Annotated in this window: 17 protein-coding genes; 9 read left to right on the top strand and 8 right to left on the bottom strand. The window is 51.3% G+C overall.

Annotation, left to right across the window (positions count from 1 at the left end):
* Positions 1 to 141 precede the first annotated feature (141 nt).
* Positions 142 to 909 carry a cyclic-guanylate-specific phosphodiesterase gene (gene pdeH, locus OGV94_RS22320; protein ID WP_043018659.1) on the top strand — a complete coding sequence of 256 codons (768 nt, stop codon included), beginning with the start codon at positions 142 to 144 and terminating at the stop codon, positions 907 to 909.
* A 77-nt stretch (positions 910 to 986) separates the two neighbouring features.
* A complete protein-coding gene (locus tag OGV94_RS22315; protein WP_043018658.1) occupies positions 987 to 3,047 on the top strand; it encodes an AsmA family protein in 2,061 nt (686 codons plus the stop codon).
* A 43-nt stretch (positions 3,048 to 3,090) separates the two neighbouring features.
* On the opposite strand, the gene OGV94_RS22310 is transcribed toward OGV94_RS22315, so the two are convergent.
* The 3 genes from OGV94_RS22310 to OGV94_RS22300 all read right to left on the bottom strand — a co-directional run bounded on the left by OGV94_RS22310 (position 3,091) and on the right by OGV94_RS22300 (position 6,736).
* A complete protein-coding gene (locus OGV94_RS22310) occupies positions 3,091 to 4,413 on the bottom strand; it encodes an MFS transporter (RefSeq protein WP_003023312.1) in 1,323 nt (440 codons plus the stop codon).
* 350 nt (positions 4,414 to 4,763) lie between these two features.
* Positions 4,764 to 5,789 carry an inner membrane protein YhjD gene (yhjD, locus tag OGV94_RS22305; RefSeq protein WP_047408025.1) on the bottom strand — a complete coding sequence of 342 codons (1,026 nt, stop codon included), beginning with the start codon at positions 5,787 to 5,789 and terminating at the stop codon, positions 4,764 to 4,766.
* 47 nt (positions 5,790 to 5,836) lie between these two features.
* A complete protein-coding gene (locus OGV94_RS22300) occupies positions 5,837 to 6,736 on the bottom strand; it encodes a LysR family transcriptional regulator (protein ID WP_043018656.1) in 900 nt (299 codons plus the stop codon).
* A gap of 119 nt (positions 6,737 to 6,855) precedes the next feature.
* On the opposite strand from OGV94_RS22300, the gene OGV94_RS22295 reads away from it, so the two are divergent.
* Entirely contained in the window at positions 6,856 to 7,614 is a 759-nt protein-coding gene (locus tag OGV94_RS22295) for an SDR family NAD(P)-dependent oxidoreductase (RefSeq protein WP_043018655.1), read from the top strand.
* 15 nt (positions 7,615 to 7,629) lie between these two features.
* Here the strand turns inward: OGV94_RS22295 and OGV94_RS22290 are convergent, their stop codons facing one another.
* Together OGV94_RS22290 and OGV94_RS22285 are read right to left on the bottom strand one after the other, a co-directional pair.
* Entirely contained in the window at positions 7,630 to 8,094 is a 465-nt protein-coding gene (locus OGV94_RS22290) for a YqeJ family protein (RefSeq protein ID WP_286524427.1), read from the bottom strand.
* On the bottom strand, positions 8,081 to 8,875 hold the full coding sequence (locus OGV94_RS22285; RefSeq protein ID WP_286524420.1) for a winged helix-turn-helix domain-containing protein: 795 nt from the start codon (positions 8,873 to 8,875) through the stop codon (positions 8,081 to 8,083). Before OGV94_RS22285 ends, OGV94_RS22290 begins: the two co-directional genes overlap by 14 nt.
* A 567-nt stretch (positions 8,876 to 9,442) precedes the next feature.
* Between OGV94_RS22285 and OGV94_RS22280 the strand changes: the two genes are divergently transcribed.
* From OGV94_RS22280 to OGV94_RS22265, 4 genes are all read left to right on the top strand, one after another.
* Complete coding sequence (locus tag OGV94_RS22280) at positions 9,443 to 9,883, top strand: winged helix-turn-helix domain-containing protein (protein WP_043018653.1); 441 nt, start codon at positions 9,443 to 9,445, stop codon at positions 9,881 to 9,883.
* A gap of 135 nt (positions 9,884 to 10,018) precedes the next feature.
* Positions 10,019 to 11,956 (top strand): methyl-accepting chemotaxis protein, encoded by a 1,938-nt coding sequence (locus tag OGV94_RS22275; protein WP_286514335.1) that lies wholly within the window; start codon positions 10,019 to 10,021, stop codon positions 11,954 to 11,956.
* Between the two features lie 51 nt (positions 11,957 to 12,007).
* Positions 12,008 to 12,856 carry an EAL domain-containing protein gene (locus tag OGV94_RS22270; RefSeq protein WP_286524417.1) on the top strand — a complete coding sequence of 283 codons (849 nt, stop codon included), beginning with the start codon at positions 12,008 to 12,010 and terminating at the stop codon, positions 12,854 to 12,856.
* A gap of 360 nt (positions 12,857 to 13,216) precedes the next feature.
* Complete coding sequence (locus OGV94_RS22265) at positions 13,217 to 13,819, top strand: helix-turn-helix transcriptional regulator (protein ID WP_043018650.1); 603 nt, start codon at positions 13,217 to 13,219, stop codon at positions 13,817 to 13,819.
* An 18-nt stretch (positions 13,820 to 13,837) separates the two neighbouring features.
* Here OGV94_RS22265 and OGV94_RS22260 read toward each other — a convergent pair whose 3' ends face one another.
* Positions 13,838 to 14,188, bottom strand: coding sequence for a glycoside hydrolase family protein (locus tag OGV94_RS22260; RefSeq protein ID WP_043018649.1), 351 nt, complete (start codon positions 14,186 to 14,188; stop codon positions 13,838 to 13,840).
* Between the two features lie 353 nt (positions 14,189 to 14,541).
* On the opposite strand from OGV94_RS22260, the gene OGV94_RS22255 reads away from it, so the two are divergent.
* Entirely contained in the window at positions 14,542 to 16,131 is a 1,590-nt protein-coding gene (locus OGV94_RS22255; RefSeq protein ID WP_286524415.1) for an STY4199 family HEPN domain-containing protein, read from the top strand.
* 27 nt (positions 16,132 to 16,158) lie between these two features.
* On the opposite strand, the gene OGV94_RS22250 is transcribed toward OGV94_RS22255, so the two are convergent.
* On the bottom strand, positions 16,159 to 17,808 hold the full coding sequence (locus tag OGV94_RS22250) for an alpha,alpha-trehalase (protein WP_043018647.1): 1,650 nt from the start codon (positions 17,806 to 17,808) through the stop codon (positions 16,159 to 16,161).
* A 425-nt stretch (positions 17,809 to 18,233) separates the two neighbouring features.
* Here OGV94_RS22250 and OGV94_RS22245 point away from each other — a divergent pair, with 425 nt between their 5' ends.
* Positions 18,234 to 19,628 (top strand): cytochrome-c peroxidase, encoded by a 1,395-nt coding sequence (locus OGV94_RS22245; RefSeq protein WP_043018646.1) that lies wholly within the window; start codon positions 18,234 to 18,236, stop codon positions 19,626 to 19,628.
* 41 nt (positions 19,629 to 19,669) lie between these two features.
* Here OGV94_RS22245 and gorA read toward each other — a convergent pair whose 3' ends face one another.
* Positions 19,670 to 21,022 carry a glutathione-disulfide reductase gene (gene gorA / locus OGV94_RS22240; RefSeq protein ID WP_043018645.1) on the bottom strand — a complete coding sequence of 451 codons (1,353 nt, stop codon included), beginning with the start codon at positions 21,020 to 21,022 and terminating at the stop codon, positions 19,670 to 19,672.
* Positions 21,023 to 21,071: the final 49 nt, after the last annotated feature.

Genomic DNA, 21,071 nt, shown 5'->3' with positions numbered 1-21,071 from the left:
TTTGAGCCAGCACGTGTTCTGCGTCGTTTTTTGCCGCTTAGTTTCTATTTTGCGTACGGCTGAACGTAAAGTTCTGCGCCTGAGCGCCGATAACCTTTGACGAGTCCGGTCAGTCACACTCTTATTTACAGGACATCTCAGATGATAAAGCAGGTTACCCAGCAGCTAATTACGCCCGATGCGAGTATTGAAAGCTTGCAGGAGAGACGCTATTGGCTGCAGTGCGAGCGTGCTTACACCTACCAGCCGATTTACCAGACCAATGGTCGGCTGATGGCCGTTGAGCTGCTGACCGTCGTGAGCCATCCTGAAAACCCCTCCCAACGCATCGCGCCAGACCGCTATTTTGCCGAAGTAGCCGTCCGACATCGTGTCGATGTGGTGAAAGAGCAGCTTTTACAGCTTGAACAAAAAGCAGCGTTTTTCCGGGTCAATAATCTGCTGGCATCAGTGAATGTCGACGGGCCAACACTTATTGCCATGCGCCAGGATCCCGAAATCCTGAAAATCATCGAATGCCTGCCGTGGCTGCGCTTTGAACTGGTGGAGCATATCCGTTTGCCGAAGGGCTCGTCGTTCGCCTCAATGTGTGAATTTGGCCCGCTCTGGCTGGATGATTTCGGTACCGGTATGGCGAACTTCTCGGCCCTGAGCGAAGTGAGTTACGACTATATCAAAGTGGCGCGGGATCTGTTTGTCATGCTGCGCCAGACGCCGGAAGGCCGCAATCTCTTCACGCTACTGTTACAGCTGATGAACCGCTATTGCCGCGGCGTAATTGTTGAAGGCGTCGAAACGCTGGAAGAGTGGCGTGATGTGCAAAACTCACCGGCTTTCGCGGCCCAAGGCTATTTTCTCTCTCGTCCAGTGCCCCTGGATACCCTCGAAGACGTTATTCTGTCCCTTTGATGAGGATGTAGAGCGCCTCCTTTTCTTCTACTGGACTATCTTTAGGACAGGTAAGGAAGGAAGTAAGGAGGTTAGACATGACGAGAACAGGTAAAATAACCACTTCAGTAATAGGGGTTTTCTTGTTGTTGATCGTCGTACTCATCATTGTGATTGCGACATTTGACTGGAACCGGCTCAAACCGACCATCAACCAGAAAGTCTCTACAGAACTCAACCGGCCCTTCGCCATACGAGGGGATCTGGGCGTGGTTTGGCAGCGCCAGCAGCAGGAAACCGGCTGGCGTAGCTGGGTTCCGTGGCCGCATATCCATGCCGAAGATATTATCCTCGGCAACCCGCCAGATATTCCTGACGTTACCATGGTGCATCTCCCGCGCGTTGAAGCCACGCTCGCCCCACTGGCGCTGCTGACAAAAACCGTCTGGCTCCCGTGGATCAAGCTGGTCAAACCCGATGCGCGGCTTATCCGCCTGTCGGAGAAAAACAATAACTGGACCTTTAACTTAGCAGGGGATGAAAATCGCGATCCCAATGCGCCGCCATCCGCGTGGTCGTTCCGGCTGGATAACATTCTGTTCGATCAGGGACGTATCGCCATTAACGATAAGGTGACGAAGTCAGAGCTTGAGATCCTGGTCGATCCGCTGGGTAAACCGTTGCCCTTTAGCGAAGTGACCGGCGCAAAGGGTAAAGAGAGCAACGCCCGCGTCGAGGACTACGTATTTGGGCTGAAAGCGCAAGGGCGATATAACGGCGAACCGCTAAGCGGTAGCGGGAAAATAGGCGGAATGCTGGCGCTGCGTGGCGAAGATACCCCTTTCCCGATTCAGGCTGATTTCCGTTCGGGCAATACGCGCGTGGCGTTTATCGGCACGATAAACGATCCGTTGAACATGGGCGGGGCGGATCTGCGGCTTAAATTCTCGGGAGATTCGCTAGGGGATTTGTACGATTTGACCGGCGTACTGCTCCCGGATACGCCGCCGTTTGAAACCGACGGGCGTCTGGTGGCAAAAATCGATCCGGAAAAATCCTCTGTTTTTGATTATCGCGATTTTAATGGCCGCATTGGCGATAGCGATATTCACGGAACGCTGGCCTATACCACCGGTAAACCGCGACCCATGCTGAAGGGGGATGTTGAGTCTCGCCAACTGAGGCTGGCTGATTTGGGTCCGTTGATCGGTGTGGATTCAGGTAAAGGGGCAGAACGGGCAAAACAATCTGAACAGCGCAAAGGTGAGAAGAGCGTTCAACCTGCGGGCAAGGTCTTGCCGTATGACCGTTTTGAAACCGACAAATGGAACGTGATGGACGCTGACGTGCGTTTCAAAGGACGGCGTATTGAGCACGGCAGCAGCCTGCCGATCAGCGATCTCTCCACCCATATCATCCTGAAAAATGCCGACCTGCGCCTGCAGCCGCTGAAATTCGGTCTTGCGGGCGGCAGTATTGTTTCCAGCATCCATCTGGAAGGGGATAAAAAGCCGATGCGGGGGCAGGCGGATATCCAGGCTCGCCGCCTGAAGCTTAAAGCGCTGATGCCGGATGTGGAACTGATGCAAAAAACGCTTGGTGAAATGAATGGTGACGCCAGGTTTAGTGGGAGCGGAAACTCGGTCGCTGCGCTGCTTGGTAACAGCAATGGCAACCTCAAGCTACTGATGAACGATGGTTTGATCAGCCGGAATCTGATGGAAATTGTGGGCTTGAATCTGGGTAACTATATCGTCGGGCAGATATTTGGTGATGACGAGGTGCGGGTGAACTGCGCGGCGGCGAATCTGGATATTGTGAACGGCGTGGCGCGTCCGCAGATTTTTGCTTTCGACACGGAAAACGCGGTCATCAATGTCACCGGTACGGCGAGCTTTGCGTCGGAGCAACTGGATTTAACCATCGATCCAGAGAGCAAAGGCATTCGTATTATTACGCTGCGTTCGCCGCTGTATGTTCGCGGCACCTTTAAGGATCCGCAGGCTGGCGTGAAGGCCGGGCCGCTGATTGCGCGCGGTGCGGTTGCTGCCGCGCTGGCAACACTGGTGACGCCAGCGGCGGCCTTGCTGGCGCTAATTTCGCCGTCAGAGAGTGACGCGAATCAGTGCCGGACGATCCTGTCGCAGATGAAGAAGTGACGTCTGGCCGGATGCGGTGGTTACACCGTATCCGGCAATAGAATCACAATGACTGATGGCGGGTTTCGTGGGTTAACAGCAGCGCAATCAGCGTTAACGCCGCCATCGATGCCAGATACGTACCGACCGCCGCCAGACCGTAATTCGCCTGCAGCCATGCGGCAATGTAAGGGGCAACGGAAGCGCCAAGAATCGATGAAACATTGTATGAAAACGATGCCCCCGTGTAGCGCACTTCGGTCGGGAACAGCTCCGGCAGCAGCGCGCCCATCGGACCAAATGTCAGTCCCATCAGACTCAAGCCCAGCAACAGGAAGGCGAAAACCAGCACCGGATTGCCAGAGCCGAGCAGTGGTTTAAAGGCAAACAACGCAAACAGAATGATAAGCGTGGTGATGATGAGCATGCTCTTGCGACGACCAAACGCGTCGGCCAGCAGACCCGCCACCGGCACCATAACGCCAAAGCCAATAACCGCCATCATCAGCATCCACAACACTTCATTACGCGGCAGGCCAAGTCCTACAGGCGCTGCAGCGGTGCTGAACGTCATCGAATAGACGGTCATGATATAGAACAGCGTATAGGTCGCCAGCATGATGAACGTGCCGAGGATCGTCACGCGGACATGTTTTGTCAGCAGGGTTCCCAGCGGGATTTTCACCTGTTTTTTCGCCGCAGCCACTTTGGCAAAGACCGGAGATTCATGCAGTGAGACGCGTACGTACAAACCGATAATCACCAGCACCGCAGAGAAGATGAACGGCACGCGCCAACCCCAGCTCATAAACTGCTCGTCGGTCAGCAACCAGGAGAGCAACAGGAAAGTGCCGTTGGCGAAGAAGAAGCCGATAGGCGCGCCCAACTGCGGAAATGATCCGTACAGCGCGCGTTTACGCGGCGGTGCGTTTTCCGTCGCCAGCAGCGCAGCACCACCCCATTCACCACCCAGACCTAACCCCTGGCCAAAACGCGCCAGAGCCAGCAGCAGCGGGGCGAAAATGCCGATAGTTTCATAGCCCGGCAGCAGGCCAATGACAACCGTCGAGATCCCCATGGTGAGTAGCGAAGCAACCAGCGTGACTTTGCGCCCTACGCGATCGCCAAAATGGCCGAACACAGCGGAACCGATCGGCCGTGCCACAAAGGCGATAGCAAAGGTGGCGAGCGACTGCAGCGTAGCAGCGGTCGGATCCCCCTGGGGGAAGAAGATATGCGGGAACACGATTACCGCAGCGGTGGCGTAAATATAGAAGTCGAAGAACTCAATGGCGGTGCCAATGAGCGAGGCGACGACGACTTTATTGCGCGAGTTGACCGGGGTATGTTCCTGTTCGTTGTCGAGCGTTGTGGCTGTTGCTTGCATAATATTTTCTTATTTTAGGTCGAACGAAAGGTCATATTACGCACAGCAAAAGAGACATTTCAATCTGTAACAAACCTTGGCGTTGGTCAAAAATGGAGCAAAAAGGGGATAATTTTTAGGCTGGAGATTTCACTTCCATGAAATGCTTCACAAAATTTAAAACTTGGATGATAAAACTGGTTTTTGGTTAAATAAAAGTTACAGGCTGGATTTATTCACTAAATCAGTAAGAACAGGCGGCATTATAATTGCCGGATGGCGCTGCGCTTATCCGGCCTACAAAACTCACCTGTAGGCCGGATAAGACGCGTGCGTCGCCATCCGGCAATTCACAACTAATCCGGCGGTGGCTATTGAGTTTTCCCCGGCATTCGCGGGTCGTCTTTGTATTCCGCCGTGGCAATCCAGGCTGCGCAAAACAGCGTCAGACGGGCGAAGAAGTAGAAAAATGCCATCAGTCCAAGCACGGAACCAAACGCCGCGCCTGACGGTGATTGGACCAACGATGGCAGCGTGTACGTCATGATCATTTTGATGACTTCAAACCCCAGCGCCGCGATAAACGTACCGCGAATGAGCGCTTTCTTACGCGGTCGGTGACGCGGTAGCCGCCAAAAAATCCAGAAGAACAGCAGGTAGTTGGCGAAAATAGAAATGGCCAGGCCGATCAGTCGCCAGGCGGGCTTCAACCAGTCGATACCGTCGAGATACAGCGCAGAGATAATCATCTGCTGGGCGGAACCGGCGATGGAGGTAATGGACAGAGTAACAATCAGCGCAATCAATAAGCCAATCAAGGACACAAAATCACGCAGATATTTGACCCAAATTTTTTCCTGATCCTGTGGGGTACGCTCCCAGACATCCCGCGACTGGGCACGAATCGCTTCGCGCAGGTTTCCCATCCAGTTAATTCCGGAATAGAGCGCAATGCCAAGCCCTACCAGACCCACGGTGGTACGTTGCTGAACGGCGGTATTGATGGTGTTTTTCAACGTGGAGGCGAGCGTCGGGTCGCTGACGTTGAGCAGAATTTTGCTGAAGATATCCTGCAACAGCGTAGGGTGCGAAGCGAGAATAAAACCTGCGGCGGCAAACGACACCATCAGAATGGGGATCATCGACAGAAACGAGAAGTAGGTGATGGCGGCGCCAAACTGGTTTCCCATGCGGTCATTAAAACGCTCTGCGGCACGAATCATATGGGCGATGACGGGCTGACGTTGAATTTTATCGGCGAAGGTCAGGGCGGTTTTCAACGCCTGATTGGTCGTACCGTCGGTTTCTGTTTTTTTACGCTCCTGGGTCTCAATTTTTGGGATCGGTGCGTGCTCAAGTTCCTGAATGGGGCGTTTAATTTCTTTTTCCTGCGTCATCAGGGCAGTAATCCTTGTTTTATTCATTCTCAAGACAGTATAGCTTGTCAGTCCACGTAGTCTTTCATCACGCCGGTCAACCATTCCATAAACAGGTGTACCCGGCGGGAGAGGTTGCGGCGATGCGGATAGAGCAATGAAACCGGTAATGGCTCGGCGCGATATTGCGGCAATACTTCGACCAGTGTACCGGCGCGCAGGGCTTCACGTACACCCACGCGCGGTACCTGAATAATGCCCAGACCGGCAAGACATGCCGCATGATACGTTTCGGTACTGTTCACCGTCAGCATACCGCCGGTTTTAACCCATTTAGCACCGTTGTCTGTCGCCACTTCGAAGCCTTGCGCACGCGTTCCCAAATTGACCGAGTAGTGCACCACCGCATGGGAGGCTAAATCCTCGAGGCTTTCCGGATAACCAAAGCGGGCGAGATATTGTGGGCTGGCGCAGTTAATCTGGGTGAGTTTTCCCAGCGGGCGTGCAATCAACCCTGAATCTTTCAGCGTTCCCACGCGTACTACACAGTCGAAGCCTTCGCGGATCAAATCCACCAGACGATCGCTGCTGCTGAGTTCGAGCTCAAGGCCCGGATATTGATGCAAGAAGGTCGGTAAGCGGGGCATCACCAGATTTCTCGCCACGCCAACTGGCATATCGACGCGCAGCTTGCCGCTGATGCTGGCCGGATCGTGATGAAATAGCCCATCCAGTTCATCCAGGTTGCTCAACAGATCTTTCGCACGTTCGTAATAAATCATGCCGTCTTGCGTGAGCTGAACGCGGCGGGTAGTGCGATGCAACAACTGCGTGCCCAGATGATTTTCCAGGGCCTGGATTTGGCGCGATACGCTACCTTTAGGAAGTCCGAGGGTGTCTGCCGCGCGTGAAAAGCTCTCCAGTTCTGCGACGCGGATGAACAACTGCATTGCGTGAATTTTATCCATTCTCATGCCCTATTGTTGTTCTAAATGAAACAGTAATGCGCAGTCAGCGGTATTTATTGTTTTTCTACCACCTAATAAGCTTTGTCTCAATCTTCACAACACCTGAAATGAGGTTTCTTATGACGCAACGTATCGCATTGGTGACCGGCGGCGGCCGTGGACTCGGTAAAAACGCGGCGCTGAAGCTGGCGAGTAAAGGAATTGGTATCATCCTGACGTGGAACAGCAATGAAAAAGAAGCGCAGCAGGTTGTGGAGGAGATCCGCCAATCTGGCAGTAAAGCAGCGGCATTGCCGTTGAATGTCGGCGATATTTCGACTTTCCCACAGTTTGTTAAACAGGTGCAGGAAACCCTACGGACGCACTGGCAAAGCGACACCTTTGATTATTTATTGAACAACGCCGGGATTGGCATTAACGCACCGTATCCGGCGTTCACCGAAGCGCAATTTGACCAGCTTTTGAACATCCATTTTAAAGGTCCTTTTTTCCTGACGCAGAACCTGCTGCCGTTGATCAACAGCGGTGGACGGATCCTTAATGTTTCGACCGGGCTGGCGCGCTTTGCGCTGCCAGGCTACAGCGCTTACGCTGCCATGAAAGGCGCGATGGAGGTATTAACCCGTTATCAGGCAAAAGAGCTGGGCGAGCGCGGTATTACGGCGAATATTATAGCGCCTGGTGCAATAGAGACGGATTTTAGCGGCGGAAACGTGCGGGATAATGCGCAACTGAATGCGTACATCGCATCGCAAACGGCGTTGGGGCGCGTTGGGTTACCGGATGATATTGGCGACGCTATTGCTGCGTTGCTCAGCGATGAGCTGGCCTGGATGACGGCGCAGCGTATCGAAGTCTCTGGCGGGATGTTCCTGTAATCGACCCTCTTTTGGTCAGCCTTTGGAGCAATAGAAAACTGGCGCGCCATCATAGTTAAAAATATAGCTGGTGGCGTTTGCCGGTATTATCTGAAATCTGATCCCGCGATCGCGGTGCTGAAAGAAATCGGGGATAAACGTTCTGAAGAGTTCATTCTTCTTCGGGAGTGGATTTGTTTCATCAGAAACCATGATCACTTCCCCATCCTCATGCCAGTATTTAAACGTCACTTTATTACTGACGGACTGAGACTGAGCGCCATCTTTTGTATATTCCCCCACGGCTTCATAGTTACCATTACCGTTATTAAGATTAAAGTCCAGGATCATATCCAGTACCGAATTGTCATACACAATGGCGGTGTGGATCTCACAGCTAAAATTCGCTCGCTGATGTTGAATATAAATGGCGGCCAATAGCGGTGCCGCAATCGCCAGAGCAATTAGCGACCAGATTAGAAGACCCTTATTTATTTTCATTATATTGCTGCTTGTAATAAATGGAGCGGCAACGTGTGGCGCTCTTTTGTGGGTTATTATCGCAAATTAACACCGTTACACCACGCTGCGCATGGTTGAGGGTTAAATAAGCATTTTCGCCTTCATGACAACTGAATGGATAGCGACCGGACAACGCTTCAAATGCGCTTTGGCTTTTGTCACGATCGTACCAGGAAGAGAAAACCGTGCATCCGTTCATTTGGCCAACAGGGTGATAGCGAGCAAAAATGGGCACTTCATATTTCCAGGTCTGATAAAGGACGCTGCAGGAGAGAATAAACAGCAGGAGAGCTACCCAGTACGGCCACAAACGCTTTGGTGATGTTTTAGTGGCCTCGACAAATGCTTCTGTTTGTTCAGATGATGGTGCGATTAAAACGGGGTCGGCAGATATTTTCTGCGGTTTAATAAAATTGTCCCGCTCACCCGCAACAACCCGGGCAATACACTTAAAGCCCGCCTTGGGCAGCGTTTTTACCACATCATCAGCCAGACCCGCCGTCTTCAGCGCTTTGCGAATGGATGAAATCGTCTGATAAAGCGCATTGGTCGTGACAACCGCTCCCTGCTTTTCCCATACGGCAGAGAAAAGATAACGTTGTGTAAGCACTTCTCCATTGTGTTCAAGTAGTTGCGCCAGGCATTCATTTACCGGGCCATGCAGAGTGACCACGCGTTCCGGGTAACTCGCTAATGACCCAAGGCGGCGAAGTTCCGGTTCAAATATTACCGTTTCGTTTATCAGAAACACTTTATTCATGACATGACCATTTGCGGCCGTTCAGGGGCCGGATTGTCCGCGATGTTTAACTGGCTTGCGCGCAAAACTTCTGATTCAGATTTTTTAGTTTGTAAATCAAATAATTATCGTTATATCTGTCAGCGTGTTTCACGCGTTTCCCCTCAAGTTGTGCGCTATGATTCATTATAAATCAAAAAATATCACTGCTTCTTGTGGCCGATTGCTCTTATCGTGGCGTCAATGTGATAAAGGGAGCAGACGATACAGCGAGTCAGGGGGTTAAGGATTTAATTCTTTAGAATTATAAAAATTCGACATTAAAAGTTGAGTGTTCGATCGCTTATGCGCAAACAGGGTACATACTCTGAAAATTTCACATATGAAGAATAATAAACCGTGAATTTAATTTATAACTTCTAATCTACCATAAACGAATGCTAAACGACCGGTTCCTTATAGTACATCGGGTTGTGGATTGGAAAGCATTCATAGCAGCCATATAATCCACCACATAAACGGTATGGATTATCTCAACGCTTATATGTAGAGGTGCATGTTAGTCTTCATTTAACGTGGGTATAAGATATGGGCTATCGTCTATATGGATTTATGATCGGTGATGAAATTCATTTTGACATTTCTAATCGCCGACTGTATCGGCTTACAGGTAGCCATACCGAGAAAAGCCTCGCTTTTGCGTCAATTTATTTTAATGAAACAATGTTAAGGCTTTTCCTGTATTTATTAATGAATGCCAGGAGCCAGCCGGTAACGAAAGAAGAGTTATTTGAAAAAATCTGGGAGGCGCACAGTCTGAGCCCCTCCACGCAAAGATTATGGCAGGTTCTGCACAATCTTAATAATAAACTTAGCCTGCTGGGGTTACCCAGGGATTTTATTCTTAATATAAGAGGGCGGGGGTATATTATCAATTATCCTGATGTCATCCCCGTTTATTATAGAGTGAGCGAACTCCCGACTCACGCCGTTAAAAAAAGGGAGAAGACAGATAACCTGAGTGAGTGATGTCAACCCAGGTATTTGCCCTGAGCACGCAGGTGTGAGGGGCTTTTTTTTATCGTTACCTTTTCTATATCTATTTTCTATTAATGTTCGTTAAATAGCATTGTTGTTCGGTATATACCGACTCTGGGGTAATATATGGGCATAATTAATCGGTTTACCAATTTAAAAGTCAGTAAGAAATTATTCTTTGGATTTTCAATCGTCCTGCTTGTTACGCTTGCTATTCTGGTTTCGGGCTTGCTTGGTTTGGCAAATATCCAGGACAAAGTGAGAAAAAACGGACATACCACCGATCTGTTTAACGCGCTGTCCGAGGTACGCCTGGGACGCACGAATTTTCAGTATACGCTGGACCAGAAATATCTGGATCAAATCAACGCCGCCACCAAACGCATGCAGGGTATTGCCGTTGAGATGGATACGTTGTCCTGGTCCCAGGAGGGGAAAAAGGCGCTGGACGATACGGTAAATGCAGTCAATAGCTACGTTGCGAGCCTTGAACCCTTTACGAAAGCGCTTTCTGAAAAGAAAATCAGCGAACAAAAACTGAATACCCAGGGACTGTGCGATAACTCTGAGCTGGCTTCAACGCTGAGCCGGAATGGTACGCTGGACGCCCAACATGCGCTTGTTGCGGCGCAAATCGCATTTATCATGAGTGACATTGACTCACAGATGTCGCTGTATAAACAGCATCCGACAGATGAGTTAATGAATGGGATCCGCAAACGTCTGGAGACGGCAAAGTCCGATACCGGGCAACTGCTGTTGGTTGCTTCTGAAGATCAAAAGGTCTGGTTGCAGTCCGGGCGTGAAAACATGCAGAGCGTAGCGGCTGAGCTGGTCAATTACAAAAGCGTTTGGGATCAACAGGCAGCGCTCTCCGATACCTTGACCGGCAAAGCGGTCACGCTGACCCAGGCGATTCAGACCTTATTTAGCATGCAGCAGAAAAAGGTCACCGATACGGTAGAGAGCGTCCAACTGCAGATGGGCATAGTCGCCGTTATTGGTATCGCGCTGGGCGTCCTGCTGGCAATGGGGATTACCTTATCCGTTACTCGTCCGCTGAACGAAACCCTGCGCGTGGCGGAGCTTATCGCCAGGGGGGATTTAACCAGCACCCTGACCAGTACGCGTCGTGATGAGCCGGGCCTGCTCATGCAGGCGGTTTCCACCATGAACAGCAACCTGAAAAACATTATTAACGATGTGCGTGACGGCGTGGATAGTGTTGCCAGGTCGTCCTCAGAAATTGCGGCGGGGAATATGGATTTATCGGCCCGCACTGAGCAACAGTCTGCCGCGGTGGTGGAAACTGCCGCCAGTATGGAAGAGCTCACCTCGACCGTCGCGCTGAACGCTGAAAATGCTAACCATGCGCGACTGCTGGCGGATGAAGCCTCACAGAACGCGACGGAAGGAAGCACGATCTCACTGCAGGTGATTGAGACCATGAAGAGCGTGCGCGACAGTTCGCACCGTATTTCTGAAATCACCACCGTCATTAACAGTATTGCTTTCCAGACTAATATTCTGGCGCTCAATGCCGCGGTAGAAGCTGCCCGTGCGGGCGATCAGGGGAAAGGTTTCGCCGTGGTTGCGGCTGAAGTGCGTACGCTTGCCCAACGCAGCGCTCAGTCAGCAAAAGAGATTGAAAACCTGATTAATGAGTCCGTGGTGTATGTGGATAACGGTTTTCACCTGGTGGAGAGCGCGGGCGTTGCGATGACCAGGATTGAGACTTCCGTGTCTCAGGTGCGCGATATCATGAATGAAATTGCCGCCGCGACCGATGAACAAAGCCGCGGGATTTCGCAAATTGCGCAGGCCATGGCGGAGATGGATACCACCACCCAACAAAACGCCGCTCTGGTTGAAGAGTCTTCAGCAGCGGCCAGTTCGTTGGAGGAACAGGCCGTACAACTTGAAAAAGTGGTGTCAATCTTCCGCGTGTCGAACGATCAAAGCGCCATTGCGCGAAACCACAAGGTAAAAGGTGGGAACACCGTCAGGCCGACCTCGATGGTACGTCCTTCCTCTAACGACCAGGACGACTGGGTCAAGTTCTGATGATTGCCGTGCGGCTGTTCTGGACCGGCTGCCGCACGCTTGAGGCTCGTGATGATTACCATAACCAGGCAACTCCCGACATTATTCTCTGACGCCAGTGGCTTGCTGGCCCGTTTCCTTACCTGTGCGCCGGTAAAAGCGTTGAAGACAGCCATTGCTCAGCGCCAGTTCAGACCGGTGTATCAGCCCATTTTTAACAGCCAGACGGGTAAAATAGCAGGTATTGAGGTGCTCGCCCGATGGACGCATCCTCAGTATGGCATTATTCCCCCTGATGTATTTATTCCCCTGGCGGAGGAGCAGGGCCTGATTGCCTCGCTGACGCATCAACTTATCCAGCAGGTCATTGCCGATCTGCAGCCACGACTCCCTCTTTTCCCCAAAGGACTTTACCTTAACCTGAATCTGAGCCCCGAAAACTGCCTCGATCCGCGCTTTGAATCGGACGCCGTGGCGCTCATGCAAAAACTTGCCCCGGGTCAGGTTCAACTGGTTATCGAAATTACCGAAAGCCGCCCTCTGCACTTTACCCCTCAGTTAAGCGAGTGGTTTGCCTCGTTGAGAAAATCCAATATCGCCGTGGCGTTAGATGACTTTGGGACGGGATACTCGAATCTGTGTTACCTCCACGCGCTGGAACCGGAGTTCATCAAGATAGACAAACTGTTTGTCGGCCAGATTGGCGAGGGAGGTGATACCAGGATTATCGATACGCTTATTGAGCTGGCGCAAAAGATGAATCTGCGCATGATTGCCGAAGGCGTTGAGAATCGGGCTCAGGCTGACTATCTGCGCGTAAAACGCTGTGATTTTTTACAAGGGTATTATTTATGCAGACCCGTTCCGCCTGAAGAGCTGATTGGAGTAATGCAATCACCCGCAATCTTTAGCGTCGATTGATACGGCAATGCTGCCCGGGTAAACCACAGGTGATGATCATTTGATGCGACATTTCGTTTTGTAACATATTTGTCTGTTATTGTGAGTTCCTTATTTTTAGCTAAGAATATAGACTCTGAAAATTAATATTAACGTTCCGATTTTGAACCTCCAGTATTAAGGATTTTCTTAATATTGGACCACGTTTTTGATCCTTTGTGTGATTCTTTGGTTTGAGCTGTAACTATTCATAACTTCTCCTTTTTTCTTTTCCGTCTATCGGTAAAATGGCCTCCGCCAAATGGTGACTTCTTATTTTACCCCTCGGGTAATACCCTTCCGCGTGTTAAGGCTAATATCTTATTCAGACGGAGATAAATAATGCAGGTAATAATGTTTGACAGGCAGTCAATATTTATTCATGGAATGAATGTAAGTTTGCAAGAGCATATTCCAGGAGTGGATGTTCAGGGTGTCAGTCAGGCAGATGACCTTTGGCAGATGCTGGAAGACAGCCCTGATGCGTTGGTTATGCTGGATGGCGACCTTGATGCAGAGTTCTGCCGTAGCTTGCTGCAACAGATAGCAGAACGCTTTGCGACGGTAAAAGTGCTGGTAACCGCAACGGATTGCCGTAAAAAGTGGCTGCAGGAGGTCACGCAATTAAATGTGCTGGCCATTGTTCCGCGTGATTCGGACGCGGAAACCTTCACGCTGGCTCTCAATAGCGTCGCGATGGGGATGATGTTTATCCCCAGAGATTGCATAACTGCTACCGAAAGCGGTGGGCAAAATATCAGATTGCTCAGCGCGCGTCAGCGGGAGATTCTGACGATGCTGGCCGCCGGAGAATCTAATAAACAAATTGGTCGATTGTTAAATATCAGCACCGGAACGGTAAAAGCCCATCTTGAATCGCTGTATCAGCGCCTGGAAGTAAAAAACCGTACCCAGGCGGCAATGATGTTAAACGACGCCATGTAGTGGGCACATATTTCACAGTCAGAATGTTTCTGGCTGTGAAATAGCCACCGGCCAGATTTCTTTAGCGCAAAATCGGGCAATCCCCACGCTGAATATCCATATAATTAATGCTTCCAGCTGAAACCTGTCTTTTATTTGCGGCATTTCCTTATGGATAAATGCCTCGCAGATACGCATATCCGCGAGCAGCAATGTTTCTGCCTGCATCGCTGTTATTGGGGTAGCAAAGGTTTCGTTTGCGGTGATTTCATGCCCGTGGCCAATAACCCAAATTCCCTTTTTGTCCTGATACTTTTCCAGCGACAGGCCCTGCCATTGCTTAATAAATGTGACACAGGCGGGCGTGAAAGGCGTCGAACGCAGCGGCATAATAATCTCTGTGCAAAGAGACCTATTCTAAGTAATGCTCAGCGTTACGCCAGTTGCCACCCAGCCAGTTTTTACCGCAATATGCCTTATGGCGCGGGCGGCTGATATTCATGTTTTAACAGGCCAAAAATCCAGTCATCATCTTGCAGCGGTTGACTGATGAGACGCGAGGTGTGCAGTACAGGCACTGGCTTATCCCCTGAATAATTTGCAATGATTGTGCGGAAGTCACTGTAAAACACTTTTATTTACTATATGAATATGTTTTGGTCGGCGTCACAGCGCTGCGTTTATAAAAAGATAACTACATACCATTGTGAGATCGTACTTTTTGGGGCCTTTTAGGGAAGATAATGACCAATAGCGCATTACAGGCGACATGTACACCATTTGAACATTGTTTGGGGATAATCCGCCAGGCGTCGGTAGAAATATTGCTGATGCTGGGTGTGCACGTAGCAGAGGGGAAAGATCCACGCTGGTTTCTCGAGCAGCTTGACCAGGCACGACTGAATCTGGGCGGCTGGGGAGTTGTCGCCAGACGGTTGCAGATGAATGATGCGCAATTGAGCCAGTTCACTTTGCGCCTGCGTCATCTTCAGCAGAGCGTACCCCAATATGAAAATGGTCAGGACGTCAGTGAAAACCAACTGATTTCTGCGCTGCGTTTTGTCGCCTCTCTGGAACAGTTGCGCCAGCAACAGCCCATCCTGGAGTATTCAACCGATATTGAACGTGCAGAACCGGATGCACAGATGCGGGCGCAGCGTCAGCTTCGCGCAATAGAATTAACCCTCAAATCCCTGATTGCGCGGGTATGGCCGGATCAACATCCGCTCAACAGCTTCCTGAAACAGCACTTTGGCGGTGAACGCTTGCGTCGATGGTTAAAGCTGGGGGAAAGCCGGGATGCGCTGGACGGCATGATGTTTAGCGAACTGGCGCTGATGGTCGTCGATAAGAAATTATTCGTACGCCACTTTACCCAGATTTTTAACGATACCTCAGTGCTCATGTCGTTTGTTGAACCACGTATCACGCTGCGGATGTTCCTGGATGATTGCCGCCTCGCCCGTAACTGTGTTATCGCGCAGCAACCTCTAACCTCAGTACAACTGTTGCTGCTGGATTACCAGTACCGTCAGATTACTCACTCTGTGCAGCGAGCATTTGAAGAACGGCGTACGCGCATTAATCCTGCGTCGTATCTGGAGTCAGATGAGGCGACGGTTCGCCAGTTTTGGGAAGCCGCAAAGCAAAAAGACGAGCAGGCGGGTGGTGATAAACAAGAAATCGCAGACAGTATCGATCCGCCGGAGAAGCGGACCAAACGCACGGCGGAAGAACGTGAGCAGCTAATTTCCGGCATGTTGTGGGTCGCGGTAGGCGTGATGGTGCTGGCGATTTCGCTGGGTGCGTTCTGGTTATTCACTGTGCCAGCGCCACAGGCGCCATCCGGGCAATCCGTTGAAATTGTGCAGGAAGAACCGCGACGTGACGCCCCCAGCGCGCGGGAGGCGGTAACCCGAATGGGCATCACCTGGGATGCCTTTAACATGCGCGCGGCTATCGATCGCAATGACACCCGCGTGACGTCTCTGTTCCTGCAGGGCGGGATGGACTGGAAGCTGGCATGGACGGAGCAGGCGTTCTCGGCGGGCAATACCGAGGTGTTGAGGCTGCTGCTGCGTTACCCTTCGCAAATGGACGAAAGCAAACCATGCCGACAGTTTATGACCACGCTCAGCCATGCGATGTCGAATGGGGCGTCACTCACTTCGCTGCACAAAAGTTATCTGCAAAGTTTTTGCTCAGTGCCTGCGGTCGTCGCACGTCAGCAGTATGATCTTGAACAGGCCGAGCTGCGCGTTCGCGCCCAGCCAAGCCCGGAAAACAAGAAATGGCAGAAAATTCACGCCGAACTGTATGATGCGATTAACTGACAGCCTGATGATTCAGACCGTCAGCCGCTAGGGCTCGCCATACAGACCGATGAGTCTGCGCACCACGCCATTGGTCCAGCCAAAGCCGTCCTGCAACGGATATTCCCCGCCGCCGCCTTCGCGCGGCGCGGCATCCGCAATGTGGTATTTTTCGATAATCTTATGGTGTTCCTGATAAAAGAGATTCACCGTTTTCAACCAGTTACGTGCGATTTCATCTCCGAGATGATCGTCTCCGTACAGTTTGAAACCCTGGATCGCCATCCACTGCAGCGGCGCCCAGCCGTTGGGCTTATCCCACTGCTCACCGGTTTCATGCTCCGTGGCTAAAATCCCGCCAGGCGTTAGCAGGCGGCTACGCACCGCATTGGCAAGTCGGTCGGCTTGTTCATGGGTTGCCATGCCGACATACAGCGGCACAATACTGGCGGCAGAGAACAGGGCCATTTGCTCGCGTCGCCAGTCGTAATCACGATAGCAGCCGTTTTCATCGTCCCAGAGATAGCGGTTCACCGCATCGCGGCGGTCACTGGCTTTCTGGCGAAACTGCGCTTCAGTTTCTTTGTCGCCTTTCAGTGCCGAAATATTGGCGATAGTGCTCTCCAGCTTGTAGAGGAATGCGTTCAGGTCAATCGGGATGAACTGAGTGGTGCGTATGCTGGCAAGGCGGCCTGCGTCGCGTAGCCAGCGCGAGGAGTAATCCCAGCCGGAGGCCGCGCCCGCGCGTAAATCCCGATACACCTCATTGGGTGGGCGACCCGAATGCTTAGCGGTCTCGACGTCTTCAAGCCACGACTCATCGCGTGGCGTGTCGCGATCGTCCCAATAGCGGTTGAGTAGAGAGCCGTCAGACATTCTGATCACGTGACGGTAGGCCTGGTTAAGCACCAGGGAGTCAGCGCCATCCATCCAGAACGCGTACTCCATTTTTAAATGATCAAGGTAACGACGCGCGCCGCGTACGCCATCCTCTTCAAACAGTTCCACCATCAGCGCAAAAACTGGCGGCTGCGAGCGGCTCAGGTAATAAGTACGGTTACCGTTCGGGATGTGACCATAGTTTTCAATCATCCAGGCAAAGTTATCCGCCATACATTTCAGCAGGTCTTCGCGACCGCTCTCGGCCAGGCCCAGCATAGTGAAATAGGAGTCCCAGTAGTAGGTTTCGCTAAAACGTCCGCCGGGCACAATGTATGACTGCGGTAATGCCAGCAGGGAGGACCAGGGGATGTGATCCTGTGGCTCGCGCGTCAGTACTGGCCACAGTTGATCAATATGCTCTTTCAGCGAATTTTCCGGGTCAGAAACGTATTCACTGGAGGGCGTTTCCGGGAGCCAGAAGTGGTTCTCGACAAAGCGTCGCAGATCAAAGTCGCGGTGGCGTTTAACCTTGCGATAGCGGATTAAAATGTCCAGCGGGTCCATTTTGGGCGCGCAATCGGGAAAGGTTTTGCTATCTGCAAACAGTTTTGACGACTGAACGTGTTCGAACAGTTCGAGGTAACGATCGGCGGGGGTTAACGCATCTGAGGCGGGTAACCCTGCAATCATCTCCGGTTCAGGCTCCGCCTCAATCATTTCATCCAGCTTTAACTCGCACGGATCCATTTCATAAAGCAGATCGATGTCGATCGTCATTTCTTCAGAAGGGGCGTGGGGTAGTTTCTGGTTGAGCATAATGAGAAAGACCTCCGATGGACGTTGAAAGATTAAGGCTATTGCCCGCTCGTCAGTTAAGCGTAGACATTCGCTTCGGTGTCTGGTGAGTAAAGCGTGCGGTCGATCACGTTTTAATGCTGGGCAATATTTAAAAAATAAGACTATCCCAATGAAAATAATGAATAATTCAGAATTCTGCGCGACCTGAAGATATTCCATTTTCAGAACATTCGATTGCAACGAGGTGTGAACAAAACAGGTAACGTCTTATCTCTATAATAGGCACAGGCTATTCTATCGATAGTTCTCCCCCATGTAATTGCTTGATACTTATCAAAATAGTAATCCCCTCATTTCCTATGATGGTCAGGTCCGACAAAGACTGTGTGTTAATTAGTCTATTTTCTGGGTCACAATAACTCACAACGGTGAGGGTAAAAATAATGAAAATCATTACCCGTCTTACCGCGATTGCTATAGCTGGCATCGCGATTTGTTATTTTGGATTATCCGGTTATGTGTGGTATCACGATAATCAACGTAGCAAACAGGCTGATGTTCAGGCCTCTACGCTGGAAGAAAATAATAAAGTATTAGGGTTCTTACGCGAAAAAGGATGCGATTATTGTCACACCCCTTCAGCCGAATTACCTTTCTATTCTTCTTTTCCTGTCGCTAAACAGTTGATGAATTACGACATTCAACTGGGATACAAATCATTCAATCTTGAGGCCGTTCGTGCGGCGCTGGTCGGGGATAAACCCGTATCGCAAAGCGACCTGAATAAAATTGAATGGGTGATGCAGTACGACACCATGCCACCGACGCGTTATACCGCATTGCACTGGGCTGGCAAGGTAAGCGATTCGGAGCGAGCCGAGATCCTGGGCTGGATTGCGAAACAGCGTGAGCAGTACTACGCCAGTAACGATACCGCCGCACAGCATCGTAACGAACCTGTGCAGCCGATACCGGAAAGTATCCCGACCGATGCCCGCAAAGTGGCGCTGGGCTTTACGCTTTACCACGACCCGCGTATTTCCGGCGATAGCACAATTTCTTGCGCCCACTGCCACGCCCTGAATGCGGGCGGCGTGGATGGCCGGAAAACATCAATCGGCGTAGGCGGCGCGGTTGGGCCTATTAATGCGCCAACGGTATTTAACTCGGTCTTTAACGTAGAACAATTCTGGGATGGCCGTGCGCCAACACTGCAGGCGCAGGCGGGTGGTCCACCGCTCAATCCAATTGAAATGGCGTCTAAATCCTGGGATGAAATCATCCAGAAACTGGATAAAGACCCGACCCTGAAGCAAGAGTTTATCGCTGTTTATCCGCAGGGATTCAGCGGGGATAATATTACCGATGCGATTGCCGAGTTTGAGAAAACGCTGATCACGCCAAATTCGCCGTTTGATAAATGGCTGCGTGGTGATGAAGGCGCGTTAACGGCCCAGCAAAAACATGGCTATCAGTTATTTAAAGATAATAAGTGCGCGACCTGTCATGGCGGTATTATTTTAGGCGGACGTTCATTTGAACCACTGGGTTTGAAAAAGGACTTTAATTTCGGCGAGGTCACTGCCGCAGATATTGGCCGCATGAACGTCACCAATGAATTACGTGACAAGCTGCGTCAAAAAGTCCCTGGCTTGCGTAACGTTGCGCTGACCGCGCCTTATTTCCATCGCGGTGATGTGCCAACGCTCGACGGTGCGGTAAAACTGATGCTGCGTTATCAGGTGGGTAAAGAACTGCCGCAGGAAGATATCGACGATATCGTGGCGTTTCTTGAGAGTCTGAACGGTGTGTATACGCCGTATATGCAGGGTAAATAAGAGAAAACCGGATGGCAAAGCGCCATCCGGTTTTTAATTGCTTAACGCATGGTAACGAACTCTTCTGCTGCCGTTGGGTGAATCGCAACGGTGTTATCAAAGTCTTTCTTGGTTGCGCCCATTTTCAGAGCCACCGCGAAGCCTTGCAGCATTTCATCCATCCCAAAACCGATGCCGTGAATACCGACAATCTTCTCTTCCGGACCGACGCAAACCAGCTTCATGCGGCACGGCTGACGGTGCGTGGTGACAGCGGTATACATCGCGGTAAACGATGATTTATACACTTTCACCTGGTCATCGCCGTGCTGTTCGCGAGCCTGCTGCTCGGTTAAGCCCACGGTGCCAATTGGCGGGTGGCTGAAGACCACGGTCGGGATGTTGCTGTAGTCTAAATGCTCGTCCGGTTTGTTGTTAAATAGACGCTCGGACAGGCGACGGCCCGCGGCAACAGCAACCGGCGTCAGCTCAACGGCACCGGTGTTATCGCCGACGGCATAAATTCCCGGCACGCTGGTGTTCTGATATTTATCAACGACGATGTAGCCTTTTTCGTTGGTTTTCACGCCAGTCGCCGCCAGGTTGAAGTTGTCGGTAGCAGGTTCACGACCAATTGCCCAAATCAGGCAATCTACCGTTTCGCTACGGCCATCTTCCAGTTGCAGGGTCAGACTGCCGTCAGCATTTTTAACGACTGCTTTCGGAATTGCATGAGTATGCAGAGTCGGGCCTTCGGCGTTCATCACCTCAACCAGCGTGTCGACGATCATTGGATCGAAGCTGCGCAGCGGCGCGTGTTTACGTACGAACAGATGCGTTTGGGCACCCAGGCCGTTTATCACGCCCGCCAGCTCAACGGCGATATAGCCTGCGCCAACAACAGCCACGCGTTTTGGCAGCGCTGGCAGTTCAAAGAAGCCATCGGAGTCGATACCGTATTCCACACCCGGAATGCTCGGATGGCTCGGGCGACCACCGGTAGCAATCAAAATATGATCGGCAGTAATGGTTTCTCCGTTCACTTCAATGGTTTTGGCATCTACAAAGCGGGCAAAGCCTTTAATCACATCGACATTATTTTTGCCCAGCACGTTGTCGTACGAGGTATGAATGCGGTCGATATAAGCGGTACGCGTGGCGATCAGTTTATCCCAGTCGAACTTATTGATGGTGGTGTCGAAACCGTAATCCGGACCGTACATGTGGATCGCTTCGCGGACCTGTGCGGCATGCCACATCACTTTCTTCGGTACGCAGCCAACGTTAACGCAGGTGCCGCCTAACTCTTTGGCTTCAATCAGTGCGCATTTCTGGCCGTACATTGCTGCACGGTTAATGGAGGCAATACCGCCGCTGCCGCCGCCAATAGCGATGTAATCATAGTGCTTGGTCATGACCGCTCCTTCATGTTCATTGTAGGGCGGAGAAGCGTTACGCCATCCG

The sequence above is a fragment of the Citrobacter sp. Ce006 genome, assembly GCF_030336535.1.
Classification (GTDB): Bacteria; Pseudomonadota; Gammaproteobacteria; order Enterobacterales; family Enterobacteriaceae; genus Citrobacter; species Citrobacter europaeus.
This window is presented reverse-complemented; position numbering and strand designations above follow the sequence as displayed.